The 15449-nt window shown below is 69.7% G+C and carries 11 protein-coding genes and 1 pseudogene; 8 read left to right on the top strand and 4 right to left on the bottom strand.

Features of this window, described 5'->3' with window-relative positions:
• The first annotated feature begins 1 nt into the window (after window position 1).
• The 4 genes from BN3906_RS07135 (at window position 2) to BN3906_RS07120 (ending at window position 4358) form a co-directional block, all read left to right on the top strand.
• The gene (locus BN3906_RS07135) at window positions 2-598 is read left to right on the top strand and encodes a hypothetical protein (protein ID WP_066586536.1); all 597 of its coding nucleotides are present in this window, start codon (window positions 2-4) and stop codon (window positions 596-598) included.
• A 672-nt stretch (window positions 599-1270) separates the two neighbouring features.
• Window positions 1271-2095, top strand: a complete 825-nt coding sequence (locus BN3906_RS07130; protein WP_066586534.1) for a (Fe-S)-binding protein — start codon at window positions 1271-1273, stop codon at window positions 2093-2095.
• Window positions 2092-3633 (top strand): lactate utilization protein B, encoded by a 1542-nt coding sequence (locus tag BN3906_RS07125; RefSeq protein WP_066586531.1) that lies wholly within the window; start codon window positions 2092-2094, stop codon window positions 3631-3633. The genes BN3906_RS07130 and BN3906_RS07125 overlap by 4 nt, the downstream gene beginning before the upstream one ends.
• A complete protein-coding gene (locus BN3906_RS07120) occupies window positions 3630-4358 on the top strand; it encodes a LutC/YkgG family protein (protein ID WP_261796905.1) in 729 nt (242 codons plus the stop codon). Before BN3906_RS07125 ends, BN3906_RS07120 begins: the two co-directional genes overlap by 4 nt.
• Before the next feature lie 18 nt (window positions 4359-4376).
• Here the strand turns inward: BN3906_RS07120 and BN3906_RS07115 are convergent, their stop codons facing one another.
• Window positions 4377-6029 carry an MFS transporter gene (locus tag BN3906_RS07115; RefSeq protein WP_078057258.1) on the bottom strand — a complete coding sequence of 551 codons (1653 nt, stop codon included), beginning with the start codon at window positions 6027-6029 and terminating at the stop codon, window positions 4377-4379.
• Between the two features lie 139 nt (window positions 6030-6168).
• Here BN3906_RS07115 and BN3906_RS07110 point away from each other — a divergent pair, with 139 nt between their 5' ends.
• Complete coding sequence (locus BN3906_RS07110; protein WP_078057257.1) at window positions 6169-7338, top strand: oxidoreductase; 1170 nt, start codon at window positions 6169-6171, stop codon at window positions 7336-7338.
• Here BN3906_RS07110 and BN3906_RS07105 read toward each other — a convergent pair.
• Complete coding sequence (locus tag BN3906_RS07105) at window positions 7315-9036, bottom strand: VanW family protein (RefSeq protein ID WP_066586528.1); 1722 nt, start codon at window positions 9034-9036, stop codon at window positions 7315-7317. The two genes, BN3906_RS07110 and BN3906_RS07105, sit on opposite strands and share 24 nt — an antisense overlap.
• Before the next feature lie 30 nt (window positions 9037-9066).
• Window positions 9067-10224 (bottom strand): glycoside hydrolase family 3 N-terminal domain-containing protein, encoded by a 1158-nt coding sequence (locus BN3906_RS07100; protein ID WP_187119940.1) that lies wholly within the window; start codon window positions 10222-10224, stop codon window positions 9067-9069.
• Window positions 10225-10299: 75 nt separating this feature from the next.
• Between BN3906_RS07100 and BN3906_RS07095 the strand changes: the two genes are divergently transcribed.
• The 3 genes from BN3906_RS07095 (at window position 10300) to BN3906_RS15455 (ending at window position 14291) form a co-directional block, all read left to right on the top strand.
• Entirely contained in the window at window positions 10300-10548 is a 249-nt protein-coding gene (locus BN3906_RS07095) for a universal stress protein (RefSeq protein WP_390620333.1), read from the top strand.
• A gap of 144 nt (window positions 10549-10692) precedes the next feature.
• A complete protein-coding gene (locus BN3906_RS07090) occupies window positions 10693-10887 on the top strand; it encodes a DUF2613 domain-containing protein (protein ID WP_066586525.1) in 195 nt (64 codons plus the stop codon).
• A gap of 77 nt (window positions 10888-10964) precedes the next feature.
• Window positions 10965-14291 carry an alpha-(1->3)-arabinofuranosyltransferase domain-containing protein gene (locus BN3906_RS15455; protein ID WP_436834819.1) on the top strand — a complete coding sequence of 1109 codons (3327 nt, stop codon included), beginning with the start codon at window positions 10965-10967 and terminating at the stop codon, window positions 14289-14291.
• On the opposite strand, the pseudogene BN3906_RS14080 reads toward BN3906_RS15455, so the two are convergent.
• A pseudogene (locus BN3906_RS14080) lies at window positions 14180-15385 on the bottom strand (acyltransferase family protein); the annotation flags it as partial. The gene BN3906_RS15455 and the pseudogene BN3906_RS14080 sit on opposite strands and share 112 nt — an antisense overlap.
• Window positions 15386-15449 lie beyond the last annotated feature (64 nt).

Here is a 15449-nt window from a genome sequence, read left to right as displayed (position 1 = left end):
GATGACGCACCGGGTGGGACCACGGTCACGCGGCCGGCGACGGATCCGCGGCGGGCGGCTGCGCCGCACCGTGCTCGTCACCGTCGTCTTCGTCCTGGCCCTCACTGTCGGGTGGTCCTGGTTCGCGGTGAAGGAGATCTACTTCCCCCGGATGGACCCGGTGCCGGACGACGTCGACGTGATCGTGCAGCTCGGTGGCGTCCCGCCCGGGGACTACCAGGCTGCGCGGGACCTGGCACAGCAGCTCGGAGTTCCGGACCTGGTGCTGTCGAACCCGGTGGGACAGGTCATTGAGGACCGGTACTGCGGGGAGCTTCCTGGTGTCCGGGTCCACTGTTTCGCCCCGGACCCGTCCACCACCCGGGGTGAGGCACGGGGGTTCGCCGCCCTGGCGGACGCCAACGGCTGGCGGTCCGCCTATGTCACCGGGACGAGTCGCGAGCATGTGGGGCGGGTCCGTCTGTACTTCAGCAGGTGCTGGGACGGTGAGCTGGCCGTGAACAGGCCGGCGTCCCCGAGGTCCGTCGGCGAGCATGTGCGCCAGGGTGTGTACCAGACCGCCGGGTGGGTGAAGGCCCTCGCGGCACGTTCCTGCTGACCCGTCAGTCGGGTCCGGGCGTCCTTCCCTGTCTGTCTTCCGGCCCCGTTCCCCCCTGCCACCCCCGTTGCGGGACCCTGGTAACGGTTCTGCCGCTTCCGCGATTGTTTCCTGCTCTTCATCCACCTGCGACTTCGATACGGAAGTACCCGACCGGGTACCCCCTGGGGTATCCACCTGGCCACCCCCGGGTCCCCGGCAGGCCCGTTGCACGTGTCCGGCCGGCCTGCCTATCGTCAGTGCACACCGCAGGGAAGACCGGCCCCACCAGGCAGAATCTCTCTTCTCTGGGTCATCTCCCCGCACAACACCACCGGCCCACTGCCGGATGCACCCCTCCGCAGGTCGCCTCAGCCGACCTCTCTCCCCCCGCAGTGGCAGTCAGCCCGGATCTACCTCCTCCGGCGCCTGACCCGGTGGTGTTTCTGCGTCCGCCCTCCCCCGGCACCGCAGCCCACAGCATTTCACCCTGTGGTCAGACCAAAGGAACTGTTCCGGTATAGGGTGGAGGGTGACTGCGCCCCCGGGGCAGACGACGGGCCTTGACCGGTCCACAGGAGGACACTGACCTGCCCTCCCCCGCCTGCCCCTCCGACGACCGGCCCGGTCGGCCGACAGAAGACCGACACCCGAACCAGAACTGACGAACCACAACCTGAGGGGTGACTCCCCATGAAGATCGCACTATTCGCCACCTGCATCGTCGATGCAATGTACCCGGAGGTCGCGCAGGCGACCGTGAGCGTCCTCGAACGTCTCGGCCACCGCGTCATCTTCCCGGAACGCCAGGCATGCTGCGGACAGATGCACATCAACTCCGGCAAGTTCAGGGACGCCTACCCGGTCGTCCGCAACCACGTCCGGGCGTTCGAAGAGGAGAACTGGGACTACGCCGTCGCCCCCAGCGGCTCCTGTGTCGCCTCCCTGGGGCACCAGCACCCGATGATCGCCGAGTACAACGGCGACCCGGGCCTCGCCACCAGGGCCTCGGAGATCGCCGGACGAACCTACGAACTCTGCCAGTTCCTCACCGACGTCCTCGGGGTGACCGACGCGGCGGAGGAACTCGGCTCCTATTTCCCCCACACCGTCGCCTACCACCCCTCCTGCCACGGGATGCGCCTGCTGCGGCTCGGCGACCGGCAACGCGACCTTCTCGCCTCCGTGGAAGGCCTGGAACTGCGCACCATCAGCAACGAGGACGCCTGCTGCGGATTCGGGGGCACCTTCTCGGTGAAGAACCCGCAGGTCTCCGGCGCGATGCTCGGTGACAAGGTCGAGGCGATACTGTCGACCGGGGCGTCCACCTGCACCGGCGGTGACGCCTCCTGCCTGATGCACATCGGCGGCGGCCTGTCCCGGACCGGTCGCCTGGTCCCCGGAGAGGGGCACATCCCCGCCGCCGTGCACCTCGCCAGGATCCTCGCCTCGACGAAGGAGCATCCCCTGCTCCTGCCCGAGGAAGGCGCGACCGTGACAGGAGGTGCCCTGCGATGAGCGTCACCGACAACGGCAGCCGCACGGTCCTGGGCATGCCCACCGTCCCCGGCCACGGCAACCTCAATGAACTCCACCCCTTCCCCGAAGTCGCCGAACACGAGCTCGGCAACATCCAGATGCGCACCAACCTGCGCAAGGCGACCGGGACGATCCGCGGCAAACGCGCCCTCAGGGTGTCCGAGATGCCGGACTGGGAGGACCTGCGCGACGCCGCCGCAGCCACGAAGGACGACGTCATCGCCCGTCTCCCCGAACTCCTCATCCAGTTCGAGGACGCCTTCACCGCCGCCGGGGGCCACGTCCACTGGGCCCGTGACGCCGACGAGGCCAACACGATCGTCCGCACCCTCATCGAGCAGAACGCCCCGCTCAACGAGAAAGGACGCCGGGACGTCATCAAGGTCAAGTCCATGGCCACCCAGGAGATCGGCCTCAACGAGGCCCTGGCCCCGGCGGGCATCGACGCCTATGAGACGGACCTCGCCGAACTGATCGTGCAGCTCGGGGGCGACAAGCCGTCCCACATCCTGGTGCCCGCCATCCACCGCAACCGTGAGGAGATCCGTCAGATCTTCCTCAACGGCATGGATGACGTGGACCCCGACCTGGACTCCGAACCGGAGCACCTGGCGGAGGCGTCCCGCAGGCACCTGCGCCGGAAGTTCCTCGAGACCAGGGTCGCCGTGTCCGGGGCGAACTTCGGCATCGCGGAGACAGGGGCCCTGTCCGTCGTCGAGTCCGAGGGCAACGGCCGGATGTGTGTGACCCTGCCGGAGACGCTCATCACCGTGATGGGCATCGAGAAGCTGCTTCCGACGTTCCAGGATCTCGAAGTGTTCATGGAACTGCTCCCCCGGTCCTCCACCGGGGAACGGATGAACCCCTACACGTCTTTCTGGACCGGGGTGACCCCCGGTGACGGACCGCAGAACGTCCACGTCGTCCTGCTGGACAACGGACGGACCCGGGCCCTGGCGGACCGGCACGGGCGTACGGCCCTGCGCTGCATCCGCTGCTCGGCGTGCATGAACGTCTGCCCTGTCTACGAGCGGGCGGGCGGCCACGCCTACGGTTCGGTGTATCCGGGGCCGATCGGCGCTATCCTCACCCCACTGCTCACCGGGGTCGACGAATCCGCCAACGGGTCACTGCCGTACGCCTCCTCCCTGTGCGGGGCCTGTTTCGACGCCTGCCCGGTGAAGATCAACATCCCCGAGATGCTGACCAGGCTGCGCGCCCAGGACCAGGAGGTCAACCACGGTTCCCGCCTGCCGCACACGCAGCTGGACGCGGCCCTCGACGGGGCGAAGTGGATGATGAGCGACGGACGGCGCATGGCCCTGGTCGAGAAGGGTCTGCCCGTGGTCAACCGGCTCTCCCCCCGCGGCGGCGTGTACGACCTGCCCGGTGTGGCCGGCCGGTGGACCTCCTCCCGTGACATCCCCCGGCCACCGGGGCAGTCCTTCCGCAGCTGGTTCCGGGAGAGGGAGAACCGGCGGCATGAACAGCACCCGGAAGAAAGGGACGGACAGTGACTTATTCACAGGGCGGTTCACAGACCGGTTCGCAGGGCGACGCCCGCTCTGAGGTTCTCGCCCGGATACGGTCCTCCCTGGGCATCACGGGCGACGCCGGCAGCTCCCTGCCCCCCGGCGAGACCGTACCCGTGCCCCGCAGGTACCGGCGCGCCGGCACCCTGGCCGGGGAGGAACTGGTCAGCCTGCTCACCGACAGACTGGAGGACTACGACGCCACCGTCCGCCGTGTCGCCGACAACGACAGCGCGGTGGGTGACGCCGTGGCGTCCTTCCTCACCGACCGCGGGCACGGCGGCAGAGGCAGCAGGATCGTGGCACCGGCCACGCTCCGCGGGGGCTGGCTCGCCAGGTTCCGGGCGCAGGGTGGCGAGGTACTCCCGGATTCGGCGTCCTCCCCCGTCTCAGTCGCGGACCTTGACGCGGTCGATGCGGTGGTGACCGCATCGTTCTGCGCGGTCGCGGAATCCGGGACAGTCCTGCTCGCCGGGGAGAATTCAGGACGCCGCGCCACCACCCTGGTCCCCGATCACCATGTGGTGGTGGTCAGGGTCAGCGACATCGTCGAGCTGCTCCCTGAGGCGGTCACCCGTCTCACCGGTGCCGGACTGCACACCACACCGGTGACCATGGTCGCGGGTCCGAGCGCCTCCGTGGACATCGAACTGGTCCGTGTCCAGGGCGTCCACGGGCCCAGGACCCTCGACGTGGTCCTCGCCGGCTGAGGAACAGGTACGGAAAGCTCAGGCCCGTTCCCGCGGCTTCCTGATGAACACCACGCTGGCGACGGCGCCGATGAGCGCGAGGATCGCGGCGATGATGAAGATGCCGTGCAGCCCGTCGAGGAAAAACTGCAGGGCCTGCTGCGCGAGCGGTTCCGACCGTTGCGCGATGAGCCTGAACTGGCCGGCCTCCGCAGCGTCCTGTGCGATCCCGCGGAACTGTTCCGGGATCGGCAGGGTGTCCAGCCCGCCGTTGACCTTGTTGGCGAGGTAGGCGCCGTACACCGCCACACCGGTGGCGGTTCCCAGCGGCAGGGCGGTGTTCGCCAGCCCGCTGGCCATTCCGGTGCGTGACGCGGGGACGACCTCCACCGCCAGACTCATGACGTGCGGGAGCATCAGTCCGGTCCCGGCCCCCATCACGATGAGCATGGGCAGGAGGGTGTGCCAGTCGGAGTCCGTGTCCAGCCGCAGGCCGAGCATCAGTCCGCCGGCGACGATGACCATGCCGACGGCCTGCACCCAGCCGACCGGGATCCACGCCACCGCCCGGATACCGACGGCGGAGAACAGGATCATCGGTACGGCCAGTCCGCTGGCCACGTACCCGATCTCCAGGGCGGACAGTCCGAGCTGCCCGGACATCCACAGGACGAGGAAGGGCAGCATACCGAAGCTGAACATGCGTGAGGCGAAGGCGTTGAAGGTAACGGTGGCGAAGGAGGGGATCCGGAACAGCCGGAAGTCGATCATCGCCCCGTCGCGTTTGTGCAGTTCCCACAGCACCAGGGCCGCGAAGAGCAGGACACCCGCCCCCAGGGACGCCACGATGACCTGACTGGTCCACCCCCGGTCCTCGCCGTCGATGATCCCGTAGTTCAGCAGTGCGAGGGCACCGACGGTCAGCAGCATCGCGAAGACGGAGACCTTCGGGGCACGGCGCTGCGGGGTCACCGGAACGTCCGGTGGGGTGCCTTGTGGGGTGCCCTGCGGGACGCCCTGTGGGGCAGGTGCGGCACCGGCCCGGCTGCGGGACTCCCGGTACAGGTCGGGGACGAAGACCAGGGTCGCCAGGATGACGAGCACCCCGATGGGGATGTTGATCGCGAAGATCCACCTCCATTCACCGGTCTCCACCAGGGCCCCGCCGATCAGTGGTCCGAAGGCGCTGGCGGCACCGCCGATGCCCATCATGGCGGCGACGGCTCTGGTCCGTTTCGCGGCGTCCTTCTCCTCGAAGGCGTCGGCGAGCAGCGGTGTGGCTGTACCGAACACCAGTGCCCCGCCGGCACCCTGGACGGCACGGAAGGCGATCAGACCTGCCTCGGTACCGGTGAGGACACATCCCACCGAGGCGGCGAGGAAGATCACGTGGCCGATGAGGAAGATGGTCCGGCGCCCGACGATGTCGGAGAGACTCGCCGCGGCGAGCATCAGGGAGGCGAAGGTCAGTGAGTAGGCGTTGATGACCCACTGTGACCCGGACAGGGTCAGGCCCAGGTCCTCGCGGATCGCGGGGAGGGCGACGAGGACGATGGTGATGTCGAGCGTCATCATGACGGTGGAGACCGCGGAGACGCCGAGGCTCCACCCGACAACGCGGCGGGGTGACCGGTCGGGGACCTTACGGTGCCGTCCGCCGCCGGAGCGGGTGCGGGTTGCGGTACTGCTCATTCCCGCAACTGTATCGGACCTGAACACGACCTGGGACGTTACCGGGGTCTACAGCCTCCCCCGGGTCCTCCCGGGCCCGCCCGCCGGTGGTGCGGCAGGGGTCGGCGCGCCTGTGCCGGTTCACGTAGACTCCGGTCCCATGAACCAGGATTCACCAGTTTCCGGGGTCGCCCCCTCACCGACGTCACCCGCCGCCGCGATCCTCCGGCCCCTGCAGGCCGGCCGTCTCACACTGTCCAACCGCATCGTCCAGGCACCGATGGGACGGTTGCGGGCGGACACGGAAGGACGCCCCGGCGAGCTCATGGCACGCCACTTCAGCCAGCGTGCCGGCATGGGACTCATCGTCACCGACGGAACATCGCCGACCCGTGAGGGACGCGTCTCCTACACCCAGCCCGGCCTCTGGTCCGACGACCAGATCCCCGGTTGGCGTGCCGTCGCCGACGCGGTCCATGCCGCCGGCGGGCACATCGTCGTCCAGCTCATGCACGCCGGATGGAACACCCACAGCCAGGTCACCGGACTGCCCGTGGAATCCGCCAGTGCCGTCGACCACGACGGATGGTCCCATGACGCCCGGGGCAACCGGATCCCCTACGAAACCCCCGTCGCCCTCGACGACGCCGGCCTGGAGCGGGTCCGCAGGGGCTTCGCCGACGCCGCCGAACGTGCCGTCACCGCCGGCCTGGACGGGGTGGAACTGCACTCCGCCAACGGCTACCTGCTGCACTCCTTCCTCGGCCCCGGGTCCAATATCCGGACCGACTCCTACGGCGGGTCCCCGGAGAACCGGGCCAGGTTCGTCACAGAGGTCGCCGCAGCCGTCGCGGAGCGCATCGGAGCCGACCGGACGGGAATCAGGATCAGCCCCGGCATGACGATCCAGGGTGTTGTCGAGGACGACGACTCCGTCGCCGCGGAAACCTACGGGCATCTCGTCGACGGGCTGAACTCACTCGGCGGCGGGCAGGGCATCGCCTACCTCAACCTGGAGCAGCCGGACCTCGGCGGCGAACTGGCCACCGGCCTGCGTGACAGGTTCAACGGCCCGGTCTTCGCCAACCGGAACACCGGGCTCCGTCAGGTCAGTACCAGGCAGGACGCCCTGGACATTCTGGCGCTCGGCTACGACGCCGCTGCCGTGGGCCGTCCGGCCCTGGCCAACCCTGACCTTGTCGCACGGTGGACCGCCGTCGACGCGGCGGCCACGCCGCAGGAGAACACCCCGGACAGGTCGACCTTCTACTTCGGCGGGGCGTCCGGTTACACGGACTACCCCGTCTCAGCGGCAGGTCACGATAGGTGAGGGATCGTACTTCGTCGTCGTGGTCGTCCGCGACAGTTCCCGGCCGTCGAGGTCCCGGATGACCCTCGTGTCGCTGGTGGTGAACCCTCTCGACCCGGAGGACGGGGAGCAGGTGTCACCGTCGAGTTCGATGCGCTCGGGATCCGTGTAGTCCGTCTTCGGCCCCGGGATGGACTCCACGTCCACGTGCCGCACCCCACGCAGTTCCACGGTGACCGAGGAACTGTCCGCACTGGTCCGGATCAGCACCGGAGTGTCGAAGGTGTTCTTGAACTGGAGGTCGATCGCCCCCTCGAAGACGGTCGCCTCACGCCCGGCCGGGTACCGGCTGATGTAGTAGGAGTGCGGGGTGTGGGCGACATCCTCCATGCCGGCGAAGTAGGAGGCGTTGTACAGGGTGGTGGCGAACTGGCTGATACCGCCGCCGACGGCACGGTCGGCGTGACCGTTCTCGATCACCCCGGCCTCCACGTACCCCTGGGCCTCGCCGCGGGGGCCGGTGTACCCGTTGAGACTGAACGTCTGTCCCGGCAGCACGATCGCACCGTCGACCTCTTCGGCGACCCGGCGGATGTTGACGCCGGAGTCCCCGGCGAAACCTCCGGTGGTGAAGGACCCCATCACGTCGTCGAAGTTCGCCTTCTGCGCCATCTCGGTGGTGTAGGTCGCCTTGTGGTCCTCGTAGCTGACCTCGTGGCGCCGGTTCGTGGTGTCGAGGAGTTTGTCGGCCAGCGGGTCAAGGGTCTTGTCCCAGTCGATCTCCACCCCGTCCTGTGAGGGCACGACCACAAGGTCACTGCCGTTGACCTCGAAGTTGGCGTTGCGGAACTCCACCTCGGTCGCGGAGAGGGTTCCGCTGAGGATCTCGCGGGCGGCGTCGACGTTCCAGTCCGTGCGGAAACTGCCGTTGTCCGGGGTGAAGGTCACGATCCTGCCCATGTCTGCCGGACGGAGCACCCCGTTGACATTGTCCCGGCCGGTGAAGACCACGTCACCGGCGGTGACCTTGTCGACCACGTCGCGGACCGCCACCTCGGCGTCCTCCCGGTCGACGTCGGCGTCAGTGCTGTCGGCGTCCACGGCGATACGGTGGTCGGCGTTGAGCCAGTGGCGGCGGATACCGTCGTCCACGGCGTTTCGGTCGACGCTCTGGCCGTCGATGTCGTCGGTGACCTCGGGTCTGCCCTGGTCGTCGATCGACAGGGCGGCGTTCTCCGCCTCACGACTGAGGTCCGAGGTCACACGACTGACGGTGCCGCCGAGGAGCTGCTCGTTGAAATGGCTGACCGTGCCCACCTCGCGGGTCTGCCAGAAGCTCGTGATGCGCACGATCGGGTTCATCGGCTGCTGTCCGGCCTGGTCGACCGTGGCGTCCCAGTCCACGGTCAGTCCGGAGGTCACCGGGTCGACCGTGGTCTCCATGTCGCCGGCGGTGACGGTAACGGGTGTCTTGACCTGTGCGTCGAGCTGGTTGCGCAGCCGCACCTCCGCCTGCTCCGGGGACATCGACCCGATGTCCACCCCGCCGACGGTCACTCCCCGCGGCACCGTCCCCTCCGACATGACGAGGTCGGTGGCGTAGAGCACTCCCCCGATCCCGACGAGGCCGAGGAGGGTCCACAGCCACCACAGACTGCGCCGCCGCTTACGGGCGTGTGGGTGCCCGGCGTCCCGGGAGCTGTACGTTCTGCTGGTCACGACACATACCTTAACCTCTCACGGAACCGTTCACCGCCGCCCCGGCACAGTTGACGCACAGATCCGGTCCGCCGCAGCGGCGAGAACGTCGGCCCCGAGAGTCCCCCCGGAGACCGCCGAGACCACCGAATCCAGGATCCCGGGGACCTGTGCGGCATCCACCCCGGAGGAGACCAGGGGAGCATCAGCGCCTGCCCGCAACGCCCCGACCACGGCCTCTCCGGCGGAGTACCGGTCTGTGACCGCCTGCATGCCCGTCAGGTCGTCGGTGAACACCACCCCGGTGAACCCCGGCGCCCCGGCATCCCCCTCCCTCAGCAGTGCGTACGCCGCCGGGTTCAGTGAGGCGGGGGTGTCCGCACCGGTGACCGCCGTTTCTCCTCCACCGGGCGTCTGTCCGGCACCCTGTCCGGAGTCGAGGCCGGAGTCGAGGCCGGGCACCTGCATGTGGCCGACCATCACGGCGACCCCGGGGATCTGCGACAGTTCCCGGAACGGCTGCAAGTCCGGTCCCATCCGATCGAGCGGGGGGGTGGTCACCGCGCCGGTGTGGGAGTCCCCGGTCGCGTGCCCGTGACCGGGGAAGTGTTTGATGACCGGGGTGACGCCACCTGCCAACAGGCCGTCGACGACCGCCCGCCCGTAGGTGACGACGACCTGCGGATCGGTGGAGAAGGCCCGGTCACCGATGGCGTCGGCGGCGGATCCGGTGGCACTGCCGAGGTCGGTGTCCGGGGCGAAGTCCATGGTGATGCCCAGGTCACGCAGTTTCCTTGCGTGGTCGGTGAACAGTGCGGTGACCTGTTCCGGGGTCATGGTCGCTGCCATGTCCCGGGCGGAGGGGAGGGTACCGGTCAGGTCTGCGAGCCTCTGCACCCTGCCACCCTCTTCGTCGACGGAGACGGTGAGGCCCGGGCCGTCAGGTCCGTCGAGCTCCTCGACGCGCTGGCGCAGGGACGCCAGGGACCGTGCCGGATCCCCCTGTCCGTCCAGCAGTGACCGGTCCGTGGAGGAGCCGATGAAGAGGTGGCGGACGCCGTTGTCGACTGCTGCGGCGGCCGCATCGTAACCGGTGACGCCGACGGCGAGGGTCGCGGCCGCGGCGCGGCGCACCGCCGCGGTGTCTGACGGGGCCGGGTTGGCCGGGTTGACTGCGCACCCGGTCGCGGCGTCCTGCCCCGTCGCCAGGGGATTTTCGAGGACCCGGACGACGTCACCTCGGACCCCGCCTACATCGACGCCACCCAGATCAGCCACGAGGGTGTGGCCCTGGCGGCGGAACTTGGTTTTGAGACAGAACCCTACCTGGTAGAGTCGACGACTGCCGTGTGGAGTGCCATTGTCGAGGCGTCACAGGAGCTCGGTGTCGACCTCATCGTCGCCGGCACCCGTGCCCTGACCGGCTGGCGGTCACTGCTGCAGTCCAGCGTGGCCGACAACCTCGTCAAGCACGCCCAGTGCCCGGTGCTTGTCGTGCCTCCGCTGGACGAACAGCCCGAACAGGCCGAATAGTCCGGCCGGCCCGGGTAGACTCCACAGCATCCGCGGCACCGGGTCCTCCGGTGTCACTCCACCGACGGACCCTGCCGCTGACTGCCCCCCGATCCTCCCCGATCAACCCTGATCAACCCTGATCCGAGACAGGACCTGAAACCGATGCCCTTCGAGACCGACTCCACGCCGCGCCGCAGCGTCGGCCCCGCCATCGCCTCCGCCGTCATCGGCATCGTCATCGGTGGCGCCGTCACCTTCGGCGTCGGCATGGTCGCCGACAGCTCCGACCTGCCGTCGAACAACATCGACGCCAACAACGCCATCCTGGGTTCCGTCCAGTACGGCGAGCGTCGCTGACGACCCCGCACACCCGCCGGTATCCGGTGACGTCCACGCTGACCCGGCGCGGCTGGTTCACTGCCGCCTGCGCCTGGCTGCTGCTCTGCCTCGTGCAGTCCCCCGGCCTGACCGTCGCAGACACCAAGCACGATCTCGTGGCCGACCCGTGGGGTTTCCTCGGCCAGGCACTGTCCCCGTGGACGGACATCTTCCCCCTGGGCCAGCTGCAGAACCAGGCGTACGGGTACCTCTTCCCCCACGGACTGTTCTTCGCGCTCCTGTCCCCCCTGCCGGACTGGCTGACCCAGCGACTGTGGTGGGCGCTGCTGCTGGGTCTCGCATTCGCCGGGACTGTCAGGCTGCTGGAGGCGATGGGCACCGGGTCGCGGGCGTCCCGGGTGACCGCGGCGGTGCTCTACGCCCTGTCCCCCCGCATACTGACCACCCTCGGGGCGATCTCCTCGGAAGCGTGGACGGTGGCGCTGGTGCCGTGGATCATGCTCCCGGTCGTCCGGCTGCTCCCCGCACCGGCGGCTGCCCCGCCGGGCACCGTACCGTCCCGTCGCCGCCTGCTCGGGCTGGCGGGACTGGCCCGTCGTGGCCGGGGCGCGGTGCCGCACCGGACGGTGTGGCTGCTGATGCTGACGGCCGGTCTGCTGGTCTTCGGGGTCGCCGGACCGTTCTCCCCGGTGCATGAGGCGGCCCGGGCCTTCCTCGACGGTGCAGGTGCCCCGTTGCGCAACCTCCACAAGTTCGACCCTCTCGTCCACCTTCCGCTGGTCGTGGGGGTGGCGCACCTGCTTGCACCGGTCCGGCTGCCCTCCCCTGCCGCGCTGGCACACCCGGAGCGGGACCGTCGTGTGGTGACGTGTACTGCGGTGGTGCTGCTACTCGCCGTGGTGACCGCCCCGGCGTGGTCCGCCCGGCTGGCACCGGTCGACGGTTACCGTGAGGTGCCGTCCTACTGGACCGAGGCCGCTGACTGGCTCAACGATCCTGCGCACGGGGCGTCGTCGACCCGGACGATGATCCTTCCCCGCGCTGCCACGGCCCGCCAGAGCTGGGGGAACACCCGTGATGAGCCGGCACAGGCACTCCTCGACGTGCCCTGGGTGGTGCGGGACGCCGTGCCGTTGGTTCCTCCCGAGGCGATCCGTGGTCTCGACGGGGTGCAGCGGGAGTTCGACCCGGGGTCACCGGCCCCCACTCTGGCCGGTGCACTGGTCCAGCAGGGGGTGGGGTATCTGCTGGTGAGGTCGGACCTGGTGGCGTCGGCCGATACTCCGGGGTCCCGCACCGTGCTGCGGACCCTGCAGAGTTCACCGGGTTTCACGGAGGTGGCTTCTTTCGGCGACGGGGAGGTGAGGATCTTCCAGGTCAGTTCCTCCACGACCTCCCCCCGGACGGTGCATGTCAGGGACCTTGATGTGGTCTCCGGCGGTGCGGAGGTCCTGCCGCGCCTCGCCGCCGCCGACAGTGCCACCGGCGGGAGCGACTCCGGTGGGGGCGGGACGCCCCGGGACCGGCTGCTGCTCGGCGATGAGGGTGTGGACGCCCTGGTCGCACGTGGCGCGACCGGGACAGCACTGACCGTGACCGACACCCCTGCCCTGCGCGAGCACAGTTACGGCACCGTGACATCCCCGGATTCGGCGATCCGGGCCGGGGACGACCCCTGGCGCGGCCTCAACCCGGTGCACGACTACCCCTCGGGCAGGCAGGACGGGTCAGGGATGACCCGGGTCCGCGAATCGGGAGGGCACATTCACGCCAGCTCATCGGCCGACGACCCGACCTCCCTCGGAGGGGCGGACACGCTCTCGTCGGTCTCCGCAGCCGTCGACGGGGACGAGACGACCGCCTGGTACCCGACACCGGGTTCACCGGTGAACCAGTCGCTGACCGTGGCCCTCGACAGTGCCGTCCACCAGATGAGGCTGACAGCCCGGGCCCAGGGCTCGGCGTTGCGCGTCCAGGTCACCACCTTCCTCGGGGACTCGACCGTGGCGTCCTCCACGGTGCGCATCCCGGTGAGGCGTCAGGAGACGGTGTCCCTGCCACCGGGGGACGCCGACAGGGTGGAACTGCGCATCACCGGGGCATGGGGCGGTGCCGGAGTCAGCGAACTCTCCCTTCACGGACCCGACGGGGAGGACATCACCCCCCGCAGGGACATCGTCGTGCCCGACCCGCAGGTCGACGGTGACCTGCGGCCGGTGCGTTGGGTCCTGGGCCAGGAGATCCCCGAGGGGACGATGCGCCGCACCGTCACTGTGCCCGAGAACCGGACCGACGACCGGGCCGGGAGTCTTCCCGGGAATCTCCCCGGCACCGGTGAGGGTGTGCGCGTGCGGATGACCTCCTCCGACTGTTCTGCGGTCACCACGGTGGACGGCTCTGAGCTGGCCTGCGGTGACACGGTGCCCCTGTCCCCGGGGGACCATGAGGTACGGTCCACGGCCCGGTGGGTGACCCTGGACTCCGGGGAGAGCCCCGCCGGCACGTCCGGGGAGCCGGAGGCCGGTCCGGCCGCCACATCCGACACGTCCGGCACGTCCGGGCCGGACGACAGGATCGTGCTCACCCCCACCTCCGTCAATCCCGGCCGCTCAGCCGTCCTCGAACTCGACGGGCAGTCGGTCACCCTCGACCCGGTGACGGTCAACGGGTGGCAGCAGGGGTGGAGCGTGCCGGCGTCCCTGTCGGCGACCCTGCCGTCGCTGGAATCACTGTCAGATTCCGACCTCGCCGCCGCCGTCCGCACGGAGTTCACCGCCACCCCGGTCTACCGGGCGTGGCTCGCCGTCGGTCTCGGCGCCGCACTGGCCCTGCTCGCCGCCGGGGCGCTCCTCCTGCGGTCGTCGCGGAGGACCGCGCCCGCCGCCGCAACGGACCACACACCCGACCACACCCCGGGCATCACAGCGGGGTCCATCCCGGACCGCACAGCGGGGTACGCGGAAGACGGCACGCAGGAGCACCTCGCGCACGGACAGGCCGGAAGCATTCTGCGTCGGCGCATCCGGGTGGGCGCAGCAGTGCCGGCCTGGGGTGCGGTGGCGTGGATCCTCGCAGGGCCGGCCGGCACCGCCGTCGCCGCGGTCGCCCTCGGCGTCCTCGTGTCCGCCCTCCGGTACCGCCGCCCGACCGGCCACCGGAAAGTCCCTGCCCCGGTGAAGCTGCTCGCCGGCATCCGTCCCCGCCACATTCTCCTTGTCACCGGTGCGGCGGCCACCGCCCTGTTCACCCGTGGACCGTGGGGCGGCGGCGGGCTCAGCGGCGACTACGCCGGAGCGTCACTGACCGTGCAGCTGCTGTTCGTGGCCTGCCTCACCGCCGTGGTACTGCCGTTACCGTCTGCCCGGCGCGACGACCACCACCGGGACACCGCCCGTCGTGCAGGCTCCTCCACCAGCGAGTAGCTCAGCGCCGCGACCGGGACAGTCAGTGCCACGGTCACCACGGTGACCACCAGCAACGCCAGGTACCCGCCGCTGAACAGCCCGACACCCGTCAGCGGGAACACCAGGGACAGCAGTGCCATGTGCCACAGGAACACCGAGTACGACCACCTGCCCAGGGCCTGCATCACCGGACTCTCCAGGAAACGTGACCGGGGCTGCAGGGCCACCGGGACGACGAGCGCCGCGGCGAAGAGCACCCCGCACGTGGTCCGGCGGAAAAACTCCGCGGGACTGGCCGCGGTGAGTCCCTCCGGGCCGTCGAAGGACGCCGCGACGAGGATCACCGCCGCCAGTCCGGCCCACAACCACCGACGTCCCGCCCACCGGCGCACCGACTCCACCGACCGGGAGGATCCGCCGCCCCCGGCGTCCAGCATCCGGCCCTCGGCCTCCGCGGCGAGCAGGCCCACGCAGAAGGAGCCCGAGAACGCCCAGGGCATGATGTGCGGGTTGATCCCGCCGGTACGGGGCCCGGCGAGGAAGGGCCACAACGCCGCGAGGACGGCCACCCCCACGATCACCACGACCCGGGTACGGCGGCTGCGACGGCCCACGGCCAGTGCCAGCAGGGGCATGACCAGATAGAAGAACATTTCCACGCACAGTGACCACAGGTGGGTCAGACCTCCGACCAGACCGTCGGGGACGTAGTTCTGCAGGAGCAGGAGGGTGGCCGTGACCTGCAGCGGTCCCGGGTCCCCTGCGACGGGGAAGAGCACGAGGACCACCACGACGACGACCAGGTAGGCGGGCATGATCCGGCCGAACCGTCTGACGTAGTAGCCCCTCCAGTCCCCCCGGTCGGCGAAATGCCGACGCCACAGCAGGAATCCGGACAGAGCGAAGAACACGGGAACGAAGAAGTCGGTGCGCGCCATGATCCGGTTGACCACCGCCCCGGTGTCGTTGCCGGTCTGGAAGGCGGTGTGGGTGACGATGATGCCCAACGCGGCGACGGCACGCAGGCCCTCCAGGGCGGGCAGGAACGGACGTCGTCCGGTCGTCCGGCCGGTCGGCTGGCCGGTTTTCTGGGGTGGTGTGGTCGTCGACATGATCCCTCTGACACTACCGTTGGCCCGTTCCACCCCCGTGGCCCAGGTTTCTACCGTTAAACTA

Origin of the sequence: Corynebacterium provencense (assembly GCA_900049755.1) — a bacterium.
Classification (GTDB): Bacteria; Actinomycetota; Actinomycetes; order Mycobacteriales; family Mycobacteriaceae; genus Corynebacterium; species Corynebacterium neomassiliense.
Note: the sequence above shows the minus strand (reverse complement) of the source record. Positions and strands in the feature narration are given on the sequence as shown.

What these genes read in the sequence shown, in the direction of transcription:
- BN3906_RS07115 (WP_078057258.1), bottom strand. Translation starts at nt 6,029, where the DNA reads ATGAGCAGTACCGCAACCCGCACCCGCTCCGGCGGCGGACGGCACCGT.
- BN3906_RS07090 (WP_066586525.1), top strand. Translation starts at nt 10,693, where the DNA reads ATGCCCTTCGAGACCGACTCCACGCCGCGCCGCAGCGTCGGCCCCGCC.
- BN3906_RS07125 (WP_066586531.1), top strand. Translation starts at nt 2,092, where the DNA reads ATGAGCGTCACCGACAACGGCAGCCGCACGGTCCTGGGCATGCCCACC.
- BN3906_RS07130 (WP_066586534.1), top strand. Translation starts at nt 1,271, where the DNA reads ATGAAGATCGCACTATTCGCCACCTGCATCGTCGATGCAATGTACCCG.
- BN3906_RS07135 (WP_066586536.1), top strand. Translation starts at nt 2, where the DNA reads ATGACGCACCGGGTGGGACCACGGTCACGCGGCCGGCGACGGATCCGC.
- BN3906_RS07110 (WP_078057257.1), top strand. Translation starts at nt 6,169, where the DNA reads ATGAACCAGGATTCACCAGTTTCCGGGGTCGCCCCCTCACCGACGTCA.